Annotated in this window: 21 protein-coding genes; 13 read left to right on the top strand and 8 right to left on the bottom strand. The window is 64.5% G+C overall.

Annotated features, from left to right (window positions below; genetic code table 11):
• Positions 1–16: 16 nt before the first annotated feature.
• Both ACYG9R_RS01250 and ACYG9R_RS01245 read right to left on the bottom strand, forming a co-directional pair.
• A complete protein-coding gene (locus ACYG9R_RS01250) occupies positions 17–1,294 on the bottom strand; it encodes a D-tagatose-bisphosphate aldolase, class II, non-catalytic subunit (RefSeq protein ID WP_023673474.1) in 1,278 nt (425 codons plus the stop codon).
• Positions 1,291–2,277 carry a tagatose kinase gene (locus ACYG9R_RS01245; RefSeq protein WP_023814845.1) on the bottom strand — a complete coding sequence of 329 codons (987 nt, stop codon included), beginning with the start codon at positions 2,275–2,277 and terminating at the stop codon, positions 1,291–1,293. The genes ACYG9R_RS01250 and ACYG9R_RS01245 overlap by 4 nt, the downstream gene beginning before the upstream one ends.
• A 210-nt stretch (positions 2,278–2,487) precedes the next feature.
• Here ACYG9R_RS01245 and ACYG9R_RS01240 point away from each other — a divergent pair, with 210 nt between their 5' ends.
• Positions 2,488–3,117 (top strand): glutathione S-transferase family protein, encoded by a 630-nt coding sequence (locus tag ACYG9R_RS01240; RefSeq protein ID WP_023703088.1) that lies wholly within the window; start codon positions 2,488–2,490, stop codon positions 3,115–3,117.
• A gap of 145 nt (positions 3,118–3,262) precedes the next feature.
• On the top strand, positions 3,263–3,496 hold the full coding sequence (locus ACYG9R_RS01235; RefSeq protein WP_031193476.1) for a hypothetical protein: 234 nt from the start codon (positions 3,263–3,265) through the stop codon (positions 3,494–3,496).
• A gap of 66 nt (positions 3,497–3,562) precedes the next feature.
• Here ACYG9R_RS01235 and ACYG9R_RS01230 read toward each other — a convergent pair whose 3' ends face one another.
• The 6 genes from ACYG9R_RS01230 to ACYG9R_RS01205 all read right to left on the bottom strand — a co-directional run bounded on the left by ACYG9R_RS01230 (position 3,563) and on the right by ACYG9R_RS01205 (position 9,603).
• Positions 3,563–4,060, bottom strand: a complete 498-nt coding sequence (locus tag ACYG9R_RS01230; protein ID WP_023814844.1) for a GNAT family N-acetyltransferase — start codon at positions 4,058–4,060, stop codon at positions 3,563–3,565.
• Between the two features lie 11 nt (positions 4,061–4,071).
• Positions 4,072–5,088, bottom strand: a complete 1,017-nt coding sequence (locus tag ACYG9R_RS01225) for an ABC transporter permease (RefSeq protein ID WP_460221802.1) — start codon at positions 5,086–5,088, stop codon at positions 4,072–4,074.
• On the bottom strand, positions 5,085–6,716 hold the full coding sequence (locus ACYG9R_RS01220; RefSeq protein WP_460221801.1) for a sugar ABC transporter ATP-binding protein: 1,632 nt from the start codon (positions 6,714–6,716) through the stop codon (positions 5,085–5,087). The genes ACYG9R_RS01225 and ACYG9R_RS01220 overlap by 4 nt, the downstream gene beginning before the upstream one ends.
• 171 nt (positions 6,717–6,887) lie before the next feature.
• Positions 6,888–7,835 carry a substrate-binding domain-containing protein gene (locus ACYG9R_RS01215; protein WP_023673481.1) on the bottom strand — a complete coding sequence of 316 codons (948 nt, stop codon included), beginning with the start codon at positions 7,833–7,835 and terminating at the stop codon, positions 6,888–6,890.
• Positions 7,836–8,242: 407 nt separating this feature from the next.
• Positions 8,243–9,250 (bottom strand): aldo/keto reductase, encoded by a 1,008-nt coding sequence (locus ACYG9R_RS01210; protein WP_023819071.1) that lies wholly within the window; start codon positions 9,248–9,250, stop codon positions 8,243–8,245.
• Entirely contained in the window at positions 9,247–9,603 is a 357-nt protein-coding gene (locus ACYG9R_RS01205) for a hypothetical protein (protein WP_155921580.1), read from the bottom strand. Before ACYG9R_RS01205 ends, ACYG9R_RS01210 begins: the two co-directional genes overlap by 4 nt.
• A 45-nt stretch (positions 9,604–9,648) precedes the next feature.
• Here ACYG9R_RS01205 and ACYG9R_RS01200 point away from each other — a divergent pair, with 45 nt between their 5' ends.
• The 11 genes from ACYG9R_RS01200 to ACYG9R_RS01150 all read left to right on the top strand — a co-directional run bounded on the left by ACYG9R_RS01200 (position 9,649) and on the right by ACYG9R_RS01150 (position 22,901).
• The gene (locus ACYG9R_RS01200; protein ID WP_023673483.1) at positions 9,649–9,873 is read left to right on the top strand and encodes a hypothetical protein; all 225 of its coding nucleotides are present in this window, start codon (positions 9,649–9,651) and stop codon (positions 9,871–9,873) included.
• A 117-nt stretch (positions 9,874–9,990) separates the two neighbouring features.
• Positions 9,991–12,483, top strand: a complete 2,493-nt coding sequence (gene ligD / locus ACYG9R_RS01195; RefSeq protein WP_023824464.1) for a DNA ligase D — start codon at positions 9,991–9,993, stop codon at positions 12,481–12,483.
• 448 nt (positions 12,484–12,931) lie between these two features.
• Positions 12,932–13,837: a non-homologous end joining protein Ku gene (ku, locus tag ACYG9R_RS01190; protein WP_023685883.1), complete on the top strand. Its 906-nt coding sequence runs from the start codon at positions 12,932–12,934 to the stop codon at positions 13,835–13,837.
• The gene (locus tag ACYG9R_RS01185; protein WP_023821232.1) at positions 13,834–14,961 is read left to right on the top strand and encodes a tetratricopeptide repeat protein; all 1,128 of its coding nucleotides are present in this window, start codon (positions 13,834–13,836) and stop codon (positions 14,959–14,961) included. Before ku ends, ACYG9R_RS01185 begins: the two co-directional genes overlap by 4 nt.
• A gap of 21 nt (positions 14,962–14,982) precedes the next feature.
• Complete coding sequence (locus tag ACYG9R_RS01180) at positions 14,983–15,627, top strand: alpha/beta hydrolase family protein (protein ID WP_023730397.1); 645 nt, start codon at positions 14,983–14,985, stop codon at positions 15,625–15,627.
• A gap of 7 nt (positions 15,628–15,634) precedes the next feature.
• Positions 15,635–16,405, top strand: a complete 771-nt coding sequence (locus ACYG9R_RS01175; protein ID WP_023821231.1) for an exodeoxyribonuclease III — start codon at positions 15,635–15,637, stop codon at positions 16,403–16,405.
• Between the two features lie 106 nt (positions 16,406–16,511).
• Complete coding sequence (locus tag ACYG9R_RS01170) at positions 16,512–18,083, top strand: WD40 repeat domain-containing protein (protein WP_023824465.1); 1,572 nt, start codon at positions 16,512–16,514, stop codon at positions 18,081–18,083.
• A gap of 80 nt (positions 18,084–18,163) precedes the next feature.
• Positions 18,164–19,546, top strand: coding sequence for an SEL1-like repeat protein (locus ACYG9R_RS01165; protein ID WP_155921579.1), 1,383 nt, complete (start codon positions 18,164–18,166; stop codon positions 19,544–19,546).
• A 234-nt stretch (positions 19,547–19,780) separates the two neighbouring features.
• A complete protein-coding gene (locus tag ACYG9R_RS01160; RefSeq protein ID WP_031198054.1) occupies positions 19,781–21,787 on the top strand; it encodes an amidase in 2,007 nt (668 codons plus the stop codon).
• Between the two features lie 80 nt (positions 21,788–21,867).
• Positions 21,868–22,404, top strand: a complete 537-nt coding sequence (locus ACYG9R_RS01155) for an isochorismatase family protein (protein ID WP_031198053.1) — start codon at positions 21,868–21,870, stop codon at positions 22,402–22,404.
• A gap of 32 nt (positions 22,405–22,436) precedes the next feature.
• Positions 22,437–22,901: a GFA family protein gene (locus tag ACYG9R_RS01150; RefSeq protein WP_023824466.1), complete on the top strand. Its 465-nt coding sequence runs from the start codon at positions 22,437–22,439 to the stop codon at positions 22,899–22,901.
• Positions 22,902–22,937 lie beyond the last annotated feature (36 nt).

Raw genomic sequence — 22,937 nt, 5'->3', positions numbered from 1 at the left:
ACCCGGCGCAATGCACTCAGGTCCCACGGCAGGCCGCGTCATAGTCGGCCAGCACCTGATCGACAGCTTCGAGAAGGATAGCCTCGGGATTGCCCGCCGGCCCGAGTTCGGCCGGCAGCGCCGGCAGGAATTGCCGCATCAGCGTTTCGGGAATGGCAACGTCGTCCAGCGCCTTGCGCAGGCGCTCGACGGCCGCGACAGCGGTGGGGTTGCTCCAATAATAGCGGATGCGGTCGCTGTAGCTGTAATGCCGCTGCACATAGAGCTCTGCTTCATTGCCGTGATAGTGGCTGTGCCAATGGCCGGGGGCTGCCAGCATCGCGCTTTCCATGGTCCGGGCGAGCGACCGGTCGCCATAGTCCCTGGCCATTTCGGAGGCGATCAGGTCGAGCCCGTAAAGCGCCTCGCGCAAGACGAAGGTCAGGCCGGGGCCGACCTTGAGGATAGGAAAGCCGTTTGCGACCAGCGCGGTCAAAGCCGCACGGGTCTGGTAGTCGGTCGAATGCGCCTCGTAGACGAGCGACGGCTGCTCATCGAGCAAGCCGGTCAGGCCCTTGGATTTTTCGGGCGCGTAGGCGACGACATTTTGGCTGCCGAATTCCATGCCCGGCTGCACCACCACGGCCATGACGCGGCCGAACGCCTCGGTCAGGCCTTCGCGGGCAAAGATCTCCCGGTGAACCTCGATCGTGCGCCGCGCCGCCGCCGCCTCGGTCGGCTTCAACTCGCTGATCGCATGGTCGACGCCGCCGGGGGCGGGAACTTCGGTGCCGATGATGTAGACCGGCAAGGTGCTGCCTGCGGCGTGCGCGCCCGTTTCGGCCGCCTTTGCCAGCCGCGCCGCCCGGGTGGCGATGGTCTCGTCGTCAAGCGCCGCCGGCTCGCCGGCGCAGCCCATCGATGCGTCGAGATGGATCTTGGTGAAGCCGGCCGCGATATAGGCGCCGACCATGGCCTCGGCCTTGTCCATCGCCTGCGCCGCCGGCTCTGCGCGCCACGGGTTCGGTCCCAGATGGTCGCCGCCGAAGATGATACGCGAGGCTTCCAGCCCCTCGCGGCAGGCGATCTCCAGCACGAAGGCGACGAACAGCGCCGGGGTCATTCCGGTATAGCCGCCGAACTGGTTGACCTGATTGCAGGTTGCCTCAATCAGCAGGTTTTTCTCCCTGTCGGCAACGGCGCGCCTGATCGCCGTCTGGATCACCAGCGGATGCGCGGAGCAGATCGAGGTGATGCCGTAGGGCGAGCCGTTTTTGCGCGCGCTGGCGAGGCCTGCAAGCGGGTTGGCGCTCATGTCCGTCTCGCTGTTCCCTTGATGAATTGATCGAGTCCGTCGAAGCTGGTGACGCCCTCCATCGGGCCGCGCCGGGTGACGTTGCGGGCGCCGGCGGCATTGGCATAAAGCAGCGCCTTGCCGGGCTCCATCCCCTGGCGGCGGCAGGTCAGGTAGGTGGCGCCGAAACAATCGCCGGCGCCCGTCGGGTCGACTTCCTCGACCTGAAAACCGGCGCAGTCGATCCTGGCGCCGTCGGCGCCGAACCAGGAAGAGCCGTCAGCACCGCGCTTCAGCACGATCTCGCCGACGCCCCTGGCAAACAGCGCCGCCACCGCCCGGTGCTCGTCATCGACGCCCGCCGTAGCGAGCAATTCGTCGCCGGACGGCAGCAGCAGGTCGGCATCGTCGATGAGTGCGGAAAACAGTGCGCCGTCGGAGCCGTCGATCAGCTCCTTGCGCACATTCGGGTCGAATGAGGTCGAGCCGCCGCGGGCACGAACCGCCTTCACTGCGTAGCTGACGATCTCCTTCAGCCCTGCCACCGACAGCGTCGATCCCATGATATGCAGATGGCCGGCCCTGTCCGCCAGCAGGCGCGCAGCAGTGGTCAGGTGGATCTGCCCGGCGGCGGATTCGGCGATGTTGTAGACGAAGTCCCTGATACCATCGGGCCGGTAGCGCACGAAGGCGCATCCCGTCGGGAAGCGGTCGCTGATATCGACGGCTGAGACGTCGACGCCGTCGCGCTCCAGCCTGTCCAGGTTGAGCGTGCCGAAATCGTCGCGGCCGACGCAGCCGATAATGCCGGCGCCGCCTCCCAGCCGGGCGACCTGATCGATGAAGATCGCCGGCGCACCGCTGGGGAATGGCCCGACAAGCGATTGCGGCTCGAGGAAGCCGAAACCCCGTTCCGTCGCCATGATCTCGACCAGGATTTCGCCGGCGACAATCGTTGGCCCCACGGCCTCGGCGGCGATCTCGCTTCGGCGCGAAAGGCTCATGCTTGCGATTCCTCTCACACGCAAACTGATTGCTTGCCCGCGCAGTTATCCGACGCAAGTGTTTATCGGGTAAATCGCACATACAGCGAAGTCAATAAAACTCTACATGCGTATAGTTTATCTGTTTCCGCGCGTACACATTGCAGGATTCGGGTGGCTGGTATCGTGGCACCGTGCAAATCAGGCGTCGACCGCAGCGAAAGGACAGCCATGCTCACGCTTCATGATTATTTGCCGTCGCAAAACGGTTGGAAGGCGAGGGTCGTGCTCGGCCTGCTCAACATTCCCTATGAAAGCCGCCTGGTGTCGATTTTCGAGGGCGAGAGCCACACCGACGCCTTCCTGAAGCTCAACCCGGCCGGCGCCGTTCCTGTGCTCGAACTCGAGGATGGCCGTGCTATCGCCGAATCGAATGCGATCCTCATTTATCTCGCCGAAGGCACGCCCTTGCTGCCGGCGGATCGCTATGTCAGCGCGAAAGTTATGCAATGGCTGTTCTTCGAACAGTACCATGTCGAGCCGGTCATCGGCTCCCTGCGCTTCTGGACGCTGGCCGGAAGGCTGGAGCGCAACCAGGCGACGCTTCCGGCCAAGCGCGAAGCCGGCGCCCGCACGCTGGCAGCGCTGGAGCGCAGCCTGAACGACACGCCGTTCCTTGTCGGCGACATGCTCACCATCGCCGACATTGCTGTCTATGCCTACGGCCACCGTGCCGAAGATTGCGGCTTTGCGCTGGCGGCTTATCCGGCGGTTCGTGCCTGGACGGGCCGGGTACGCGACGCCATCGGTCCCGGCTATCCCGTGCATCTCTACAGCATCGATCGGCATTCGGCTGCTTGAAGGCAAAAGGCGCGTTCACCTTGCTTAGTCGAAAAGAAGACCCAGATTCTGCTTTGTCGGCGGCTTTCGCTCGCAATCCGTTGACTGGATGGCCGGATCCCGGCGTCAACTCGACGACCTGCCGGCACTTAGCATGGAGGTGACCATGACACGCGACGACATCATTTCGGTGTTGGGGCCGGTAGACGAGGCGGTCATAGCCGACATCGCGCTGACCGGCGCCACCCTTCAAGAACTGCGCGAGGCGTTCGCCTGGCTCGGTGCCGACGAGGCGCTGGTCAACGAGGGCCGCCCCTTGCCGGGAACGAAGGTGGCGCGGCTGATCGAAATTCTCGATATGCCGGACGACGAGGACGGCCGGCAAGCGGCGGCGCAGTAGGCTGTAGGCGTAGGGTATCGGTCTGCGCCACCTTATTCCCTATTCCCTACGGCCTATTCCCTCCCCTTACGCCCTCGACAGCAGCCGGCGCATGATCAGCGAGGCGTGGCCGCCAACGCCGTGCGCGGCCGTGCGGCGCTCGACCACTTCGAAACCGTGCTTGCGATAGAAGGCGATCGCCCGGTCGTTGCCCTCGATCACTTCCAGCGCAATGCTGGGGATGCCGGCATGCGCGACAAGCACCGCGTGCAGCAGGTCGGTGGCGAGCCCGCTGCCGAACTCTGTCTTGTCGATGTGCAGCCGGTCGAGCAGGACATCGCCACGATCGTCCATCGCCGCCATCGCGTAGCCGGCGATCGAACCGTCCGGCCGTTCGGCCACGAACGACATCTTGTTGTCGTCCGCAAGTTCCTCGGCCAGCCGCTCGGGCGCATGCTTGTCGTCCGAGAGCCGCGCAGTGGTCTCTGGCCCCATAATCGCCGAATAGGTGCGCCGCCAGGATTCCCCCAACAGCCGCGACACCGCCGCTATATTTTTCTCGGTCATCGCCCTGATCTGAACCATGGCCTAAATCCTCACCGCCTCACCCGCGACTTCAGCCAACGATCGAAGGCCACGGCGAGGATCAGGATCAGGCCGATGACGATGCTTTGTGTGTAGGACGAGACATTGTTGAACTGCAGCCCGTTCTGCAGCACGCCGATCAGTGCTGCGCCCACCACCGTGCCGCCGACTGAGCCGATGCCGCCGAATAGCGAGGTGCCGCCGATGACCACGGCCGAAATCACCGTAAGCTCGTAGCCGATGCCGGCCACGGCTTCGGAGGAGTTGAGCCGTGCTGACAAAACGAAGGCGGCCAGCCCGGCGAAGAAGCCGACGACGACATAGACCGAGATCAGAATGCGGTCGACGCGCAGGCCCGACAGGCGTGCGGCCTCGGCATTGCCGCCGACGGCATAGACGGCGCGGCCATAGCGCGTATAGCGCAGCACGATGTGGCACAGGATGGCCGCCGCCGCGAAGATGATCGCCGGCACCGGCACCGGTCCGATGAGCCCGGTGCCGAACCAGCGCATCGAGGCGTCGAAACCGGAGATCGGTCCACCATTGGAGATGGTCAGCGTCAGGCCGCGAAACACTGTGAGACCACCCAGCGTGACGACGAAGGGCGGTACTTTCAGCCGGGTGATGGCAAAGCCCTGGACGCCGCCGGCCAGCGCCCCGACGATGACGGCGGCAAGCAAGGCGGCGAACCAGCCATAGCCTTGCGTGCCCGTGGTCGACAGCGACAGCGTGTTGGCGGTGCCGCCCTTGGCCACCACCGCGGCCACCATGCCGCAGAAGGCGAGCAGTGAGCCGACCGACAGGTCGATGCCGGCAGTGAGGATGACGAAGGTCATGCCGAGCGCGATCAGCCCGGTGATCGAGATCTGCCTCAAAATGTTGAACAGGTTGATTGGATCGATGAAGCTAGGCTTCAGCACGGTGAAGATGACGATCAACACCGCCAGGAACATCAGCGGCCCAAAACTCATCAGAAGCCGCGCGATGTTGATGCCGCTGCGCTGGGTCTGTTCGGTGGTGCTGGTCATTGCGTTGCGTCCTGCTTGCGGTCGAGCGCCATCAGTTCCATCAGTTTTTCCTCGGTCGCTTCGATGCCCGGCATTTCGCCAGTGATACGGCCGCGCCGCATGGTGACGATGCGATCCGATACCGCCAGCACCTCCGGCAGCTCCGACGAGATCATCATGATGGCGATGCCGCGTGCGGCAAGCTGCACCAGGATCTGGTGCACTTCGGCCTTGGCGCCGACATCGACGCCGCGCGTCGGCTCGTCGACGATAAGTACTTTCGGGTCGCGCGCCAGCCAGCGGGCCAGGATCACCTTTTGCTGATTGCCGCCGGACAGGCCCTCGATCGCCTGCTCGGGCGAGGCCATGCGGATCGACAGTGCCTTGCGATAGCCGGCCAGCGCCTCGCGCTCGCGCCGTTCGGCCATGAAGCCGGCCCCATTGCTGTAGCGGCCGAGCGAGGCGATGGAGAAATTGTTGAGAATGCCAAGTGCTGCAAAAATCGCCTGGTGCTTGCGGTCTTCCGGCACCAGGCCGATGCCGAGTTTGATGGCGTCGGCGGGCGAAGCCAGGGCGATCGGCTTGCCGTCGAGCGCAATCGTGCCAGCCGCGATGCGGTCGGCGCCGAAAATGGCGCGGGCAAGCTCGGTGCGGCCGGAACCGACGAGACCGGCAACGCCGAGGATTTCGCCGGCCTTCAGATCGAGGTTGACACCTTCGAGCACGATGGCGTGCGGCGCCAGCGGATCGCGCACCGTCCGCAGCCCGCGCACCGAGAGCCGGACCTCGCCGGCGACGTCGCGCTGCGTCGGCCGCGCGTAGAGTTCGGAGGCGGCGCGGCCGACCATCTTCTCGATGATCTTCGGAATCTGGATCGGCCGGCCGTCGCGGTCGAGATGACCGGCCAGCCTGCCGTCCCGCAGCACGGTCATGCGGTCGCAAATGGCGGACGCTTCTTCCAGCCGGTGGGTGACGAACATGATGGCGACACCGTCCTTGCGCAGCCTGTCCATGATCGACATCAGTTTCTGCACCTCGGTCTCGGTCAGCGCCGAGGTCGGCTCGTCCATGATGATCAGGCGGCTTTCCAGCGACAGAGCGCGGGCGATTTCGACCAGCTGCTGTTCGGCTACCGACAGCGAGGACACCGGCGTCGCCGGATCGATGTCGAGACCGACGCGGGCGATGATCGCGCGCGAGGCGTCCTCCATCCTGCGCCAGCTGACCAGCCCGAGCGGCCCGAGCGGCGCGCGGCCGATGAAAATGTTTTCCGCAACCGTCAGCGTCGGGATCAGGCTCAGTTCCTGATAGATGGTGACGATGCCATGCCGCTTCGCATCCTGCGGACTGGACGGCGCGTAGTCGGCGCCGTCGAAGACGATGCGGCCGCTTGACTGCGGCATCACGCCGGACAGGATTTTCAACAGCGTCGACTTGCCGGCGCCGTTCTCGCCGAGCAGGCCAAGGATCTCACTGGGCCGCACCTCGAGCGAAACGTCGATGAGCGCGGTGACGCCGGAAAAATGCTTGGTCACGCCTTCGACGGAAAGGAGCGGGGGCGATGATGCGGTGGGTTCAACGGCGGACAAGCATTGCTCCCGGATTGCGATAGGCAGCGGGACAGCGCCCCCCTCTGTCCTGCCGGACATCTCCCCCACACGGGGGGAGATCAGCAGTTTTGCCGGCAGCACTATTTCTATAACGTTGGCGATTGGCGAAAGCAGACGTGACGGCCAATCTCCCCCCAAGTGGGGGCGATGTCCGGCAGGACAGAGGGGGGCGCGACAGAGCGCGACCTCCACCCGTCATGGGCCCTACTCTCACTTCGTCTCGTTCAACCTCTCCGCCTTGTCGAGATTGTCCTTGCCGATGACGATCGGCGTCAACAGCACCAGCTTCTCCTTCGGCTCGGTCTTGTCCCTGGCGAAGGCGACCGCGATCTGCACCGCCTTGCGCGACTGTTCGCCGGGGAACTGCTCGACCGTGCCGGCGAGCTTGCCGTCGCGCACGGCGACCAGCGCTTCCGGCAGCGCGTCGAAGCCGTAGATCTTGACGTCGGTGAAGTTGCGCGCGGCACAGGCTTCGAGCGCGCCGAGCGCCATGTCGTCATTGGCGCAGATGATGGCGTCCGGCTTGCCGTTGGCGGCAAGCCCGGCCTCGGTCACCGACAGCGCTTCGGCGCGGGCGAAATTAGCGGTCTGCTCGAAGATGATCTGGTACTTGTCCTTGAGCGGATCGAGCACATTGTGGACGCCTTTGTTGCGGTCGATCGCGGGCCCGGCACCCGGCTGGCCCTGCAAATGGAACAGCTTGGCGCCGTTCGGGAACGCCGCCACCATGGCCTGCGCCTCGGCCTCGCCGCCCTTGACATTGTCGGCGCCGACATGGGCCAGAATGCCCTCGACACCGTCAACGCGGCGGTCGATAGTGACCACGGGAACCCCGGCCTTGACCGCTTCCTCGATCGCCGGCGCCAGCGCGTTGACGTCAAGCGGCGAAATCACGATGGCGTTGACCTTCTGCACAAGTGCGGCCTCGATGTCGGCGGTCTGCTTCGGCGCCGAGTTCTGGCCGTCGCTCTCGGTCAGATTGACGCCTTGCGCCTGCGCCTCCGCCTTGATCTCGTTCAGCATGTGCACAAAGAACGGAAAGCCGAGATTGGGCACCGAGCCCAATATGGTCAATTTGTCGGCGGCAAAGGCCATGGGCGCGGCCAGCGCCATGGCGCCGGTCGCCACGGTCGACAACAGGAATTCGCGTCTGTTCATCAGATATCCTCCACATGAACGCAGGAGCCCGAAACCGGGAGCGGCTCGGGACGGTCCTTGCGTCAATTCAAAAATGGAGTGTCCTGTGAACGCCCCGAGGGGACGCGAGGCGCTCCAGCCGGTCCGCCGCAACGTTCTCCTCCGCACGGCGCCGACCGGAGGATGCTAGCCAAGGAAAATCGATTACGCAAGGTGAGGCGAGGGGCTGAAACTGCTAATCTCCCCCCTTGTGGGGGAGATGTCCGGCAGGACAGAGGGGGGCGCTGTCCCGCCGACATTGGCCAATTTCACTTACATCTTTGAGCTAACCTCTACGCAGAATACTTGATGCGGGCGATCCTTCGCGCCCCCCCTCTGCCTTGCCAGGCATCTCCCCACGAGGGGGGAGATTGGCAGCTTAGACGCCTCTACCTGTCGATGGTCGTCATCACCCGCTCATTGTAGCGCGGCCCTGAGACCTTGCCCGGCGCAAGTGCCGCGTCGAGCGCAGCCATCTCGGCGGCTTCGAGCGTGATCGCTGCGGTAGCGACATTTTCCTCCAGATACTTGCGCCGCTTTGTCCCCGGGATCGGCACGATGTCAATGCCGAAACCGTCGCCCTTGCCGAGCACCCAGGCCAGCGCGATCTGTGCGGGCTTTGCCCCTTTGGCCGCGGCCACCTCCTGCACCGCAGCCGCAGCCGCGACATTAGCGTCGTAGTTGGCGCCCTGGTAGCGGGGGTCGCCGCGGCGGAAATCGCCTTCCGGATAATCCTCGGCGCGCTTGACGTCGCCGGCGAGGAAACCGCGGCCGAGCGGCGCGAACGGCACCAGGCCGATGCCGAGCTTTTTGAGCAGCGGGATGATCTCCGGCTCCAGATTGCGCTCCCAAAGCGAATACTCGCTCTGCAGCGCCGAGACAGGGTGCACGGCATGCGCACGGCCGATATTCGCCGCGCCCGCTTCCGACAGGCCGAAGAAGCGCACCTTGCCATCGGCAACCAGCCGGCCGACCGTGCCGGCGACGTCTTCCATCGGCACCGCCGGATCGACGCGATGCTGGTAGTAAAGGTCGATATGGTCGGTGCCGAGCCGCTTCAGCGAGCCCTCCAGCGCCTCGCGGATATGGTCGGGCCGGCTGTCACGCTCCGTGCCGACCTGTCTGCCGTTTTCGATGCGGAAGCCGAATTTGGTGGCAAGGGTCACCTCATCGCGCCGGCCCTTCAGCGCCCGCCCGAGCAGTTCTTCATTGGCATAGGCGCCGTAGACTTCCGCCGTGTCGAGGAAGGTACAGCCGAGTTCGATGGCTCGGTGCAGGGTGGCGATCGATTCCGCCTCGTCGGCAGGGCCGTAGGACTGGCTCATGCCCATGCAGCCGAGGCCGATCACCGAGACCTGCAGCCCCTGGCTGCCGAGTTTGCGGGTGCTGAGGGTCATTGCCGTTCTCCTTGGGGCTGAGGAAAACTGTAGCGGCCGCTCCTCCAGTTTCCATAGCTGTTCGGCGGAAGAACAGCGCTTCCCTTGACAAAACCCAGCCGCAAGCGCCTTTGCCGGCGGCCATTGGGGGCCATGGGATACCAATGAAGAAGATCTACGAGAAGCCGACGCTGAACCGGCGTCAGCAGCTCTCGCGCGTCACCGCGCTCATAATTCCTTCGGACCACTAACCGAATATTGTCGTCGCCATTGCAAAGTCCGCTGCCGAGGCGCAGCGGTTTTTTGCTGCCGTCGGATCGTAGCGCTGCCAGAAGCAGGCGGTCAAAATTGACAGAGCGGCCGATCTCCAGCATCCTTATGCCGCCGCCATGTCTTGCGGTCTTGTGTATGAGTGAGCCATGGCCAGTTCCGTCACCAGCCAGAATTCCAAGCGCGCCGCGGTGCGCAAGGCGCTCGACCGCCACAAGGTCTACGTCACCGCGCAAAGCTTTTCCGGCGGCGTCTACTCGGCCCGCGTGCTGGTCGACGGCGAGGCCTACTGGGTCGACGAGTTCCGGCTGAGCCAGCTCCAACAAGGGCTGTCCCCGGCCGAGCTAGACCTGACGCCCGCCTCAGACGATTGAGCGTGATCTCCACATTCTTCGCACCACGCTGGGAAATCTGAAATGTTGGCGGGACAGCACTGTGCAGGAACGCGGCGCAGGGAAGGTTCGTCCGCCGCCGCCGCTCCCGCCTGACCCATGCCAACCCCGCCAAAACTCAAGGCCTATCGCGCCAAGCGCGAATTTACGAAGACGCCGGAACCGGCTGGCGGGCTCATTTCAGGCGACGGCAACCGCTTCGTCGTCCACAAGCATCACGCCACCGCCGACCATTACGATTTGCGCCTGCAGGTCGGCGGCGTGCTGAAAAGCTGGGCGGTGCCGCGCGGGCCTTCGCTCAACCCGGCCGACAAGCGGCTTGCAGTCGAGACCGAGGACCATCCGCTCGAATATATCGACTTCGAGGGCGTCATTCCCGAAGGCGAATATGGCGGTGGGCCGATGATCGTCTGGGACACCGGCACCTGGGCACCGATGGACGATGTCGACAAGAGCCTGCGCACCGGCGCCTTCAAGTTCCGGCTGGCCGGCGACAAGTTGAATGGCGGCTGGATGCTGACCCGTCTGAAGCCCAAGCCCAGCGAAGACAGCGAGAAGAAAAACTGGCTGCTGTTCAAGGAGCGCGATCTCGCCGCCGATACCGGCCTCGACATCCTGGAAGCGCGGCCGGAAAGCGTGAAGTCCGGCAAGCGGATCGAGGAGCTGGTGGCGCCGCCGAAGAAGCCGGCCCGCCTGCCGCCCAAGCCCGGCGCGCTGAAACCCGGCGCGCTGCCCGGTGCGGCCAGGGGCGATCCGCCGTCGCGCATCGAGCCGCAGCTCGCCACGCAGGTGCCGAAGCCACCGGGTGGGCCAGTGGAAGACACAGGTGAACTCTGGCTGCACGAAATAAAATTCGACGGCTACCGCACCATGGCGCATATCGCCGATGGCGAGGTCAGGCTGATCACCCGCGGCGGCATCGACTGGACGAAGCGTTACGGCGACCTGCCGCAGGCATTCGCCCGGCTGCCCCTCAGCCAGGCGATCATCGACGGCGAGATCATGGTGCTGGACGAGAAGGGCATCTCGCGTTTCGCGCTGCTCCAGGATGCGCTGTCGGCGGGTGCGGGCAGCAAGCTCCATTTCTATGCCTTCGACCTGCTGCATCTCGACGGCTGGGACCTCCGCAAGGCGCCGCTCGCAAAGCGCAAGGCCCTGCTCGCCGAACTGCTAGCCGGACAGGGCGCCAACTCCGCCATCCAGCTGAGCGACCATGTCGAAGGCGACGGACAGGGGCTGTACGATCAGGCCTCGATCCTTGGGCTGGAAGGCGTCGTCTCCAAGCGCGCCAACGCCATCTACCAGAGCGGCCGCACGAAGAGCTGGACCAAGGTCAAGGCGCTGGAGACCGGCGATTTCATCATCGCCGGCTACACCGTTTCCGACGCGGCCGAAGGACTGGCGGCACTCGGCATGGCTGAATTCGCGGATGGCGAACTGCACTATCGCGGCAAGGTTGGCACCGGCTTCGATGCCGCTACGGCGGGCGACTTGCTGGCCCGGCTGCAGCCGCTGCGCGACGGCGCGACAGCACCCGAGGGTGTGCCGCGCGAGATCATGCGCGAGATGAAATGGGTGCGGCCGATGCTGTCGGCCCGCATCCACTACGCCAACCGAACGGCGGACAATTCGCTGCGCCACGGTGTGTTTCGGGGCTTGCGCGATGTCGGCCTGTCGACGCCGGTGTCGCCGAAGCGCAAGCGGCTGATCGCCGAAGCTGATCTCGCAACCATCTGGGTGACCAATCCGGAGCGGCGGCTGTTCGGCAAGACCGGACCGACCAAACTCGACATCGCCGTCTATTACGCGCTGGTCGGCGATTTCATGCTGCCGCACATTATGGGCCGCCCGGTGTCGCTGGTGCGCTGCCCGACGGGCCTGCCGAAGGACTGTTTCTTCCAGCGCCACGCCTTCACCGGCATGCCGCCGTCGGTGGTCACTTTTGACGCCACCAACTCCGAAGGTGAAACCAAATCCTATCTGTCGGTCGAGGGAGCAAAAGGCTATCTGGCACTCGCGCAGTTCGGCGTCGTTGAGTTCCACACCTGGGGCACGCATCGCTTGAGCCTCGACAAGCCCGACCAGATCGTTTTCGATCTGGATCCGGGTGAGGGCATCGCCTGGCGCGAGGTGGTCGAGGCCGCCGTCCACATCAAGGGCGAATTGGAGCGGTTCGGCCTGGTGCCGTTCGCCAAGACATCCGGCGGCAGCGGCATCCACATAACCGTGCCGGTGACGCAAAAGCAGAACTGGAAGAAGCTGCACCAGGCGACCAGCGCCATCTCCACGCACCTGGCGGCCACCGCGCCCGACACTTTCACCACCACAATGGGCAAGGAAAACCGCAAGCGCCGCATCTTCATCGACTATCACCGCAACGCGCGCGGCCACACCTCCGCGGCGCCTTATTCGCTGCGCGCCCGCACCAACCTGCCGGCGTCGACGCCGGTGAGTTGGGCAGACCTTGAGACGATCGATGCGCCGCAGGATCTGAACTATTCGTCCTTGCCGGGGCTGTTGGCGACGTCGGGCGATCCGTGGGCGGACATGGAGGATTTCGCAAGAGATTTGCCGTTGTTTTCGGGGAAGTAGATCGGGAGGTGTTGGCGATCCGGCACACCCCCCTCTGTCCTGCCGGACATCTCCCCCGCAAGGGGGGAGATCGGATGTCGCCTCTGCTTTCGCCAATCGCAAACCTTGCAAGAGGAGCGATAAGGTTGAAGCTGCCAATCTCCCCACTTGCGGGGGAGATGTCCGGCAGGACAGAGGGGGGTGCTGTCCCTCCGGCATGACTTACTTCCCCAAGTCCATCGACCATGCGGACAATTTGAATTATCCTCCGTCGGTGCCCTCCAGCTCACCTGGAAGGTTTCGTCAGGAATTTGCCGGTATGTTTGGGGCCGGTGTAGGATTTCCGCAGCACCATTCGTCCTTTGGACGAAGCGCTGCAGTAAGCATGATCCCGAAACGTGGGAACCGATTTTCGGTTAAGATCATGCTCAGTCTGAAATGTCAGTGCGTGGCCGCGTAGGAGAGTATCATGGCGCCCAGGGCAAGTTGGAAAGGTTACCTCAAGCTCAGCCTCGTCAGCTGTCCGGTCCGGCTCTATCCGGCAACGACGACCAGCGAGCGCATATCGTTCAACCAATTGCACAAGAAGACCCACAACCGCATCAACATGAAGCCGGTCGACCCTGAACTCGGCCTCGTCGAGCGCGCGGACTTGGTCAAGGGTTACGAATACGAGGACAAGCAGTACATCATCATCGATGAGGCGGACCTCGAAGCAGTGCGCATCGAATCCAATCACACGATGAACATCGAGGCCTTCGTCGACGAAGACGAGGTCGACGTCATTTATCAGGATGCGCCGTACTACATGGCGCCGGATGGCGCCATGGCAGAGGAAACCTTCGCTGTGCTGCGCGAGGCCATGCGCAAATCCGGCAAGCTGGCCATCGCCCGCCTTGTCCTGTCCAGCCGCGAGCGCGTGGTGACGATCGGCGCGCGCGAGAACGGCATGTTCGTCTGCACCTTGAGGAACCCGAACGAAGTGCGCGGCACGGCTGAATATTTCGGCAACATCCCGGCTGGCAAGCCGGATCCCGAAATGCTGCAATTGGCCGAAGCGCTGATCAAGCAGAAGGAAACCACCTTCGATCCGAAGAATTATGAGGACCGCTACGAGATCGCGCTGATGACGATGATCCGCGAGAAACTGAAGGGCCATAAGCCGATCATTGCGGCGGCGCCCGAGCGTGGCAATGTCATCAACCTCATGGACGCGTTGAAGGCGAGCCTGTCGCAATCAGCCAAGCCGCCGGCCAAGTCGAAGAGCAAGGCCGACGACGCTGAAAAACCTGCCGCCAAGGGTAAGGCGGGTGCGGCCAAGGAAAACCCGTTGAAGGCCAATCTGCTCAAGGCCGTCGGCAAGAGCAAGGGGTGACGGCGCCGACCGGTATAATCCCGGGCGCCGTTTTCGGCGCCATCGGCGCGCTGGCGGCATTTCCGCTGCGGCTCGCGGCCCGTGAGGTGGAGCGTCAGCACGGCCAGTTGCGGCGCGGCGTCACCAGGCGCACCAGCCATGTTGTGTTCGGCCGAACGCTGATCGCCAAGGCCGGCACGGCGAAGGGCGGCGATGCCGAGATCGAGCGCCGGGTTGCAGCCGAGGGCTCCGCTGGCCGAACACTCCTTAGCGAAAATGGCTTCCTGCGCCTGCTTGGTCTGATGAAGGCGCCGGAGGCGTCTTCGCTGTCCAGGCAGTCTCTCGTCGACCAGTCCAGACTGTCCGGTGCCGACCTCGACCTGCTCAGCCTGTTCGACGCCTTCGAGCACGATTGTGAACCCTACTCGTTCCGCGATCTGATCCTTGCCCGCAAATATGCCGGGCTGGTCGCCGGCGGTGCATCCTGGGGCGCGATCGCGCGCTCCGTGCATCGCTCCGGTCCGGTCGCTTCGCTCACCGCCAAATCGCTCAATGTCGGCTCGCAGCATGGCCGGCCCGATCAGATCTATCTCGAGGATGGCCAGAGCGAACTCGACGGCCAGCTGCTGTTCGATCTCGGCAGCGCAAGCGCCGCCGGCGACGACACGCTGGAAGAATTGTTCGCCGAGGCTGAAAGCGCGGAACAGGAGGGCCGGCACGACGATGCCGCGGCGCTCTACCAACGCTGCCTCAGCATCGATCCGAGCGACGCCATCGCCGCGTTCAACCGCGCCAATTGCTTGCGTGGCGCCGGTCGCGTGGCCGACGCGGCGCATGACTATGCAAGAGCGATCAAGCTCGATCCGGCGTTCGTCGAGGCCTGGTTCAACCTCGCCGGGCTGATGAGCGACGAAGGCAAGATCGCCTCGGCGCGCCGGCATCTGGTCAAGGCCATCGCGCTCGACAAGAGCTACGCCGATCCGGTGTTCAACCTTGCCCGGCTGGAGTTCGACGCCGGCAATCTGACCGAAGCCCGCCGCCACTGGGTGCGCTATCTCGAACTCGATGCTGACAGCGAATGGGCGCGCACTGCGCAAAAGGGGATACAGTTCGTCGATCTGCAGCTGGCGCGGACGGCGGGGTGAGGCGCAATGGCAGCGCACCCCATGACCGCCTTCCTCTTCGACGGTAACGAAACCGCCGCGGTCACCATCTTGCTAGCCCACGGCGCCGGCGCGTCGATGGATTCGCCTTCGATGACCGCCACCGCCAAGGCGCTGGCCACCGCCGGCTTCCAGGTCGCGCGCTTCGAATTTCACTATATGGCGGCCCGCCGCTATGGCCAGCGCAAGCCGCCACCGCGCGCCGAAACGGTCAACCCGGAATACATCAAGGCCATCGCCGATCTGAGGGCGAGGGGCGTCGCTGGTCCGCTCATCATCGGCGGCAAGTCGATGGGCGGGCGCGTCGCCTCGATGGTCGCCGACGAGATGTTCGCCAAGGGCGAGATTTCGGGCCTCGTCTGCCTCGGCTATCCCTTTCATCCGCCGGCCAAGCCCGAGCAACTCAGGACAAAACATCTCGCCGACCTCAAGACGCCGACGCTGATCTTCCAGGGCACCCGCGACGAGTTCGGCACGAAAGAAGAGGTCGCGACCTACGGCCTTTCCAAAGCCATCGAGGTGATCTGGCTGGAGGATGGCGACCACGACCTGAAGCCGCGCAAGAGCGTGTCGGGGTTTTCGACCGCCGATCATCTGAAGACGCTGGCCGGGACGGTGAAGGCGTGGACAGGGCGGATCGTTTCCTGATCGCCAAATGAAAATCGCCACCTTCAATATCAACAACGTCAACAGCCGGCTGCAAAACCTGCTGGCGTGGCTGGCGGCAGCCAAGCCCGATGTCGTCTGCCTGCAGGAGCTGAAGGCGCGCGACACGCAGTTTCCGCGCACGGCGCTTGCGGCGGCCGGCTATGGCGCGGTGTGGAAGGCCGAACCGACCTGGAACGGCGTTGCCATACTGGCGCGAGGAGCCGAGCCGGTGCTGACCCGTGACGAACTGCCCGGCGATACCGCCGACAAGCAGAGCCGCTACATCGAGGCGGCGGTGTCGGGCGTCGTCATCGCCTGTCTCTACGCGCCCAACGGCAACCCGCAGCCGGGGCCGAAATTCCAGTACAAGCTGGCCTGGCATGAAAGGCTGGAGGCGCATGCCGCAGAACTCTTCGACACCGGCCTGCCGGTGGCGCTGGTCGGCGACTACAACATCGTGCCCGAGCCGCGCGACATCTACGCCACCCGCTCCTATGACGACAACGCGTTGGTGCAGCCGGAAAGCCGGGCGTCGTTCCAGCGTCTGCTCGAGCAGGGCTGGACCGATGCGCTGCGCAAGAAGCATCCGAAGGAAACGCTCTACACATTCTGGGACTACCGCCGCAACCGCTGGCCGCGCGATGCCGGGCTGCGGCTCGACCACATCTTGCTGTCGAAGAAACTGGCGCGCCGCCTCACCGCTGCCGGCATCGACCGCGATGTCAGAGGTGAGGACGGCGCCAGCGACCACGCGCCGGTATGGGTCGAATTGAAGTGAATTTGGCTGCGTGATCGCGCCCACTTTCGTGGGCGCAGTTTTGCGCTATTTGTTTCGCTGCGGCGGCCGCATGATGAGCAAGGTGCGGCACCGGAGGGGGAGTCCGATGGACAGGTTGGCCGAAAGGCTGTTTGCGCTTCCGCTGCTGGCGGCCGCTTTGGCTTGTCTGGTGCGGGCGTATCTGCTGCTCGGCGACAGAGATTTCAGCTGGAGCGGGATCGACCACATGCTGCACGGCCCAGCCACGCTGCGACCGGTGGTGTTCCTGACCGTCGGCGGGCTTTGCCTGCTTGGCGCCCTGTTGTTCTGGGCCGGACTGCTGCCGGGTCGGCGAAGCCAGCCTGCTGGAACGCCGCTTTTTGGCCGCGACGCCGAGATGGAATCCAAGGGTCGCCCGGGCTGGCGGCGCGCCTTCCTCATGTTGCCGGTGCTCGCCGTGTTGGCGCTGCTGGCCGACCACTTCCCTTGGGCGCGTGACGCCGGCCCGGGCGCTGAGGTCGTCGCCCCGAGGGAGCCCAAAGCCGAGCCGAAGGGCCAGGATATCGCCGGCGTCCCACCGGACCTGGCGACGCCGGCGGTTCCACCGAGTTCGCCGCCGCTCGCCACGCCTCCCGAGCCAACCCCGCCTGAGCAGGCTGCCAAACCGCCGGAACCGGCGCAGCCTACGCCTCCGGCTGCTCCCCCTCGGCCGCCACAAGTCGCACTCGCTCCGGCGACACCGCCACCGCAAACCGTCGCGCCGTTGCCGCCGCCTCCGCCGGCGCTGCCGACCCAGCCCGACGGCCACCGCGACGCCGTCGTCTGGCTCGCCGTCTCGGCCGATGGCCGCGACGTCATGAGCGCCAGCACCGACCACATGATCAAGCTCTGGGACATCGCCGGCAAGCGGCTGATCCGCAACCTTGGCGAACACAAGGACATGGCGCGCACGGCGCTGTTCATGCCCGACGGCGCAACCGCGCTGACCGCCGGCGACGATGGCGAGATCGTGCTGCGAAAGCTTGCCGACGGCGCGGTGCTGCATGTCTTCTCGTCGGGCGCGAATGGCGGCGTGCGTAAGCTGGCGATCAGCCCGGACGGCAAGCGCGCCGTCAGTGGCCACGACACCGGCAACGTCATCGTCTGGGATCTCGTCAACAAATCGGTGCTGCATGTGATGACCGGACATGACTGGCCGATCAGCACGGTCGCAATCTCGCCCGACGGCACGCGCGCGCTGAGCGGCTCCATCGACGGCACGCTGAAATTCTGGGACGTCGAAAGCGGCAAGCAATTGCGAAGCTGGCACGGCCACGAGCAGGGCACTTACGGCGCCGTCTTCACCGCCGACGGCCATCATGTCGTCACCGGCAGCGGCGACTACACGATCAAGCTCTGGGACCTCGACACGTTTAGGGAATTGCGCCGCTTCGAGGGTCACGAAGGCACCGTCTATACGCTGGCGCTGTCGGCCGACGGCAAGCGCTTGGCCTCCGGCTCGCTCGACGGCACTGCGCGGCTGTGGGATCTCGGCACTGGAAACCAGATCGCCATGTTCGACAGCCGCACCGGCCCGATCTACGCCGTTGCCTTCGCCACCGACGGCACGCTGCTCACCGGCGGCGACGATCGCACCATCAGGGATTGGCCGGCGGCTGGCGGCGATGGCGAAATCCTGTTCGCCGGCGCACCGCAGTAGCGACATCAAATGCTTTGGATATTCCAGAACAGCCTGGCTTGCGCTATGGATTACTGGTGGCTGCAAATGGATTGGGGACGGTGAGCAACAACGACTGGGCGCCCAAAGTGGATACACCTGTCTACAGCCCGCCCACGTCGCGTCGCCGAGGGGTCCTTACCGTCGTTCTGGTGTTGCTGGCGGCTTTTGTGCTGCTCGGTCCTGGCCGAAATTACTATGTGCAGTGGTCAGCCATTAAGAAGATTCAAGCGGCTGTCCTGGCAAAGGATTATCGCGAGCAATTCCATCAGATCTCCGTGCTGGCCGACATGGGAAATGCTGACGCACAGTACAATCTGGGATTAATGTACTGGCGTGGCCAGGGTATTGCCCAAAATGACAGGCAGGCGACCTACTGGTGGGGCAAAGCAGCCGAGCAAGGAAATGCAGATGCGGCATCCTTGCTCGCCCAGGCCTATTCCCATGGCCGAGGTGTCGAAAGAAACGACCAACTGGCGTTAAAATTTGCCACACAGTCGGCCGACAAGAGCAACGCGAATGGTTACTATGCCATCGGCACCCTGTACGCGCAGGGCCAAGGTGTTCCGCAAAGCTATGAGCAAGCTCTCTCCTGGTGGCGCAAGGCAGCCGATGGCGGCAGTACCGAAGCTGCCTACTGCATCGGTCGGTCCTATTATCTCGGTGAAGGCGTTGAGAAGGACGATCAGCTCGCCGTGACGTGGGTGCGAAAGGCGGTCGACAAGGGTGAGCCGAATGCCCAGTCTCTGTTGGGCACGCTGTATTCGCTTGGCCACGGCGTCGGTCAGGATGACCGCCTGGCCTTCGAATGGTGGATGAAGGCCGCGGTCGCCGGTGTGCCGGAAGCGCAATACTCCTTAGCAAACGCGTATGAATTGGGAAAAGGCATCGGCAAGGACGACGCCCAGTCGTTCGCCTGGTTGGTCAAGGCGGCGGAACAGGACAATGTCCCGGCGCAGTCTGCGCTGGCCTATGCCTATGCTACGGGCAAGGGCACTGCCAAAAGTGATGCCGAAGCATCGTCCTGGTGGCTGAAGGCGGCGAGCCAGGGAGACGCTTATGCGCAGGCGAACCTCGGCCTTGCATATTGGACGGGCGCCGGACTGATCCAGAGCGACGCCGATGCCGTTTCGTGGTGGCTCAAGGCCGCAAAGCAGGGGGACGTTTCGTCTGAACTGTACCTGGCTGTTGCCTATGCCCGCGGCAGAGGGATAGCCAAGGATGACAAATCCGCCGAATTCTGGTTGCTGGAGGCAGCCAAGGTGGGAAATGTCGAAGCAGAACTCAACCTTGGCAAGCTTTATTACACCGGCATCGACGGCAAGCCGAACTATCCGGAAGCTGCCAAGTGGTTTTCCACATCGGCAAGCCACGGAAACGCCGAGGCCAGGATCTTCCTCGAAATGATGAAGGAAAAAGGCCAGTTCGACAGCAAGACGCTGTGAGCTGAGGTCAGGCAACTCCGCTGAAATCGCCGAGATCGTGTCATATAACGGACATGCAGCAGCGGACACCAAAACTGTCTTTCATCAGTCAATTTCGGAGGCCACTTATGCCTACCGGCCCATCTCCTAAATTGGGGGGAGACCAGCAGCGTCGCCGTCACGCCTTCCGTTTGAGGCGTGACACTCGTATCGCACGATGCGAAGACTCATTTGCCGCTGCATCTCGAGAATCCCATGCCCCTCCACATCGTCGAAGCCTCGATTGCCGATCTGCGGCGCGCGTTGGAAGACGGTACCGTCACCAGCGTCGAGCTGGCCGGCGCGTATTTCAGGCGCATCGCGCATTACGACCGCCATGGCATCGCGCTCAATGCCGTGCCGGTGCTTAACCCGGCAATGTTCGAGGAGGCGGCGGCGTCCGACCTGCGGCGGCGCAATGGCGCCACCCTCGGGCCGCTCGACGGCATCCCCTACACCGCCAAGGACAGCTATAAGGTGAAGGGCCTGACGGTGGCTGCTGGCTCGCCCGCCTTCGAGCATCTCGTCGCCAATGAGGACGCTTTCACCATTGCCAGGCTGAGGGCCGGTGGTGCTGTGCTGATCGGGCTGACCAACATGCCGCCAATGGCGAATGGCGGCATGCAGCGCGGCGTCTATGGCCGGGCCGAAAGCCCCTACAATGCAGATTACCTGACCGCCGCCTTCGCTTCCGGCTCGTCCAACGGTTCCGGCACCGCGACCGCCGCCAGCTTTGCCGCTTTCGGGCTGGGCGAGGAGACATGGTCTTCCGGCCGCGCGCCGGCGTCCAACAATGCACTTGTCGCCTACACGCCGTCGCGCGGCGTCATTTCGGTCAGGGGCAACTGGCCGCTGGTGCCGACCATGGATGTGGTGGTGCCGCACACGCGCGGCATTGCCGACATGCTGGAGTTGCTGGATGTGATCGTCGCCGACGATACCGAGACGCGCGGCGATTTCTGGCGTGTGCAGCCTTGGGTGTCGATCGCGAAAAGCGCTGATCTCAGGCCGCCAAGCTACACTACACTCGCGTTGGAGGGCTCATTACAAGGCAAACGCCTCGGCGTGCCGAAAATGTATATCGGCAGGGATAGCGGCGCTGAACGCCCGATCGAGACCCGCGCCCCGGTGCTCGACCTCTGGCGGCAGGCAGCGCGTGACCTGGAAAAGCTCGGCGCGGAGGTGGTCGAGGTCGATTTCCCCGTCGTCTCGAACTATGAGCGCGACCGTCCGGGCACAAAAACCATGGTCGAACGCGGGCTGGTGCCGGAAGCCTTCGCCGAGCGCGAAATCTGGGATCTCTGCCTCTGGGGCTGGGACGATTTCCTGCGCGCCAATGCCGATCCGGCGATCCCCGATCTGGCTGCGGTCGACGGCCCAAAGATTTTCCCGCAGCCGCCGGGCGCGCTGCCGGACCGCTATGGCGACGACGGTTTCGATCTGGCCGACTACGTCACGAGCGCCAAGCAGGGCGTGATGCCATTGCTGGATATCCCAACGCTGGCGGAAGGTCTGAAGGGATTGGAGGCGACGCGGCGCATCGACTTCGAGGACTGGCTGGACGCGAACCGGCTCGACGCCGTCGTGCTGCCGGCGGTCGCCGATGTCGGGCCGGCCGATGCCGACGTCAACGAGACCTCTGCAGCAATCGCCTGGCGCAACGGCACCTGGGTTGCCAACGGCAATCTGGTCTGGCGTCATCTCGGCATCCCGACCGTCACCGTGCCGATGGGAACGATGGCCGATATCGGCATGCCGGTCGGGCTGACCTTTGCGGGCAAGGTCTATGATGATGCGGAGTTGCTGCGGCTCGCCGGCGACTACGAGCGCGCCACCCAACGCCGCACCAGCCCGCCGCGCACGCCGGAATTGCCGGACGATGTCTTTGCGGGGCGGCCTGGTGGATTGCGGGCCAGCGATGCGCCGGCGCCGAGGCTTACGCTTGTTGCCGAGACGATGCGGCGAGGAGACCAGGCCGAGATCGCCGTGACGGTTGAACTCGATGCGGAGACCGCTGGCGTCAAGGTTCACGTCAATGGCGAACCGGTCGCTCTGCGGCGCAGCGGCACAAGCTTTCACGGTCGCATCCTGGTGCCGGCCGGCGAGCACGAAAGAATGCACAGTGTGTGGCGAGGCGCTTACGGGTCGATCGTTACGGCCGTCATGCGGCTGGAGGATGGACGCACGGCTGGTGCTTACGTGGTCGCGGGTGGAATCGGGTGAGGGTACAGGTAATCTCCCCAAGGGGGAGATCAGCAGCTTCGCCGTCTTGACCCTCCCATCGCCCGCGTTATCTTCGCGCCATGTCAAACCTCGCTCCCCTCATCGTCATCGATCTCCAGACCAACATGTTCGACGGGCGCGTCGAGCCGCCGATCCATGATGCGCCGGGCATAGCCGAGCGTACCCGCTCGCTGGTCGGCTGGGCGCGGCGCGAGGGGCGCCGGATAGCGTTCGTGCGGCATGACGGGCCGGCCGGCGATCCGCTGGCGCCGGGCGAGCCGGGTTGGCCGGTATGGCCGGAACTCGGCCAGGCCAAGGACGAGCCGACATTCTCCAAGACCGTCCGTAACGCCTTCTCGAATGCCGAGCTTGGCGCCTGGGTGGCCGGGCAAGGGGCCGGCGAAGTCGTGCTTGCCGGAGCGCAAACCGATTTCTGCATCGCCGGCACCGTCAAGGGCGCCCTGGCCGAAGGCTTCGGCGTCACTGTCGTTTCCGATGCGCACTCGACGCTGGACACTGAAGGCGAAACCGCGACCGAGATCATCGCCCGGTACAATGCGGACTTCACCGATGCCGGCGTCACGCTGGTGACGACGAAGGCGCTGACCGGCGACTGAAGCGCCGGCGCTTCGAATACTGGGAGACTACCGTGCCAACCCTGAAATTGCCGGCCGAAGGCGGGTGCCGCTGCGGACGTGTGCGGCTCAAGATTTCCGCAAAACCGCTTTTGACCATGGCTTGCCATTGCACCGGCTGCCAGCGCATGTCGGCCAGCGCCTATTCACTGAGCGCCGCCATTCCCTCGGACGGCTTCGAAATCATGCAAGGCGAGCCGGTGATCGGCGGGCTGCACGGCGCCTCGCGTCATTACTTCTGCCCGCATTGCATGAGCTGGATGTTCACCCAGCCCGAAGAGCTCGACTGGTTCGTCAATCTGCGCCCCACCATGCTCGACGAGCCCGGCTGGTTCACGCCGTTAATCGAGACATGGACCAGCGAGAAACTCCCCTGGGCAACGACGCCTGCGGTGCACAGTTACGAGGCGCTGCCGGCCTTTGAGGAATATGAGGGGCTGGTGGCGGAGTTCGGTGAAACTGCGAATCTCCCCCCTTGAGGGGGAGATGGCCGGCAGGCCAGAGGGGGTCGCATC

This window comes from Mesorhizobium sp. RSR565B (genome assembly GCF_054719465.1).
The sequence above is the reverse complement of the archived record's forward strand: the minus strand, read 5'-3'. Positions and strand labels throughout refer to the sequence as shown.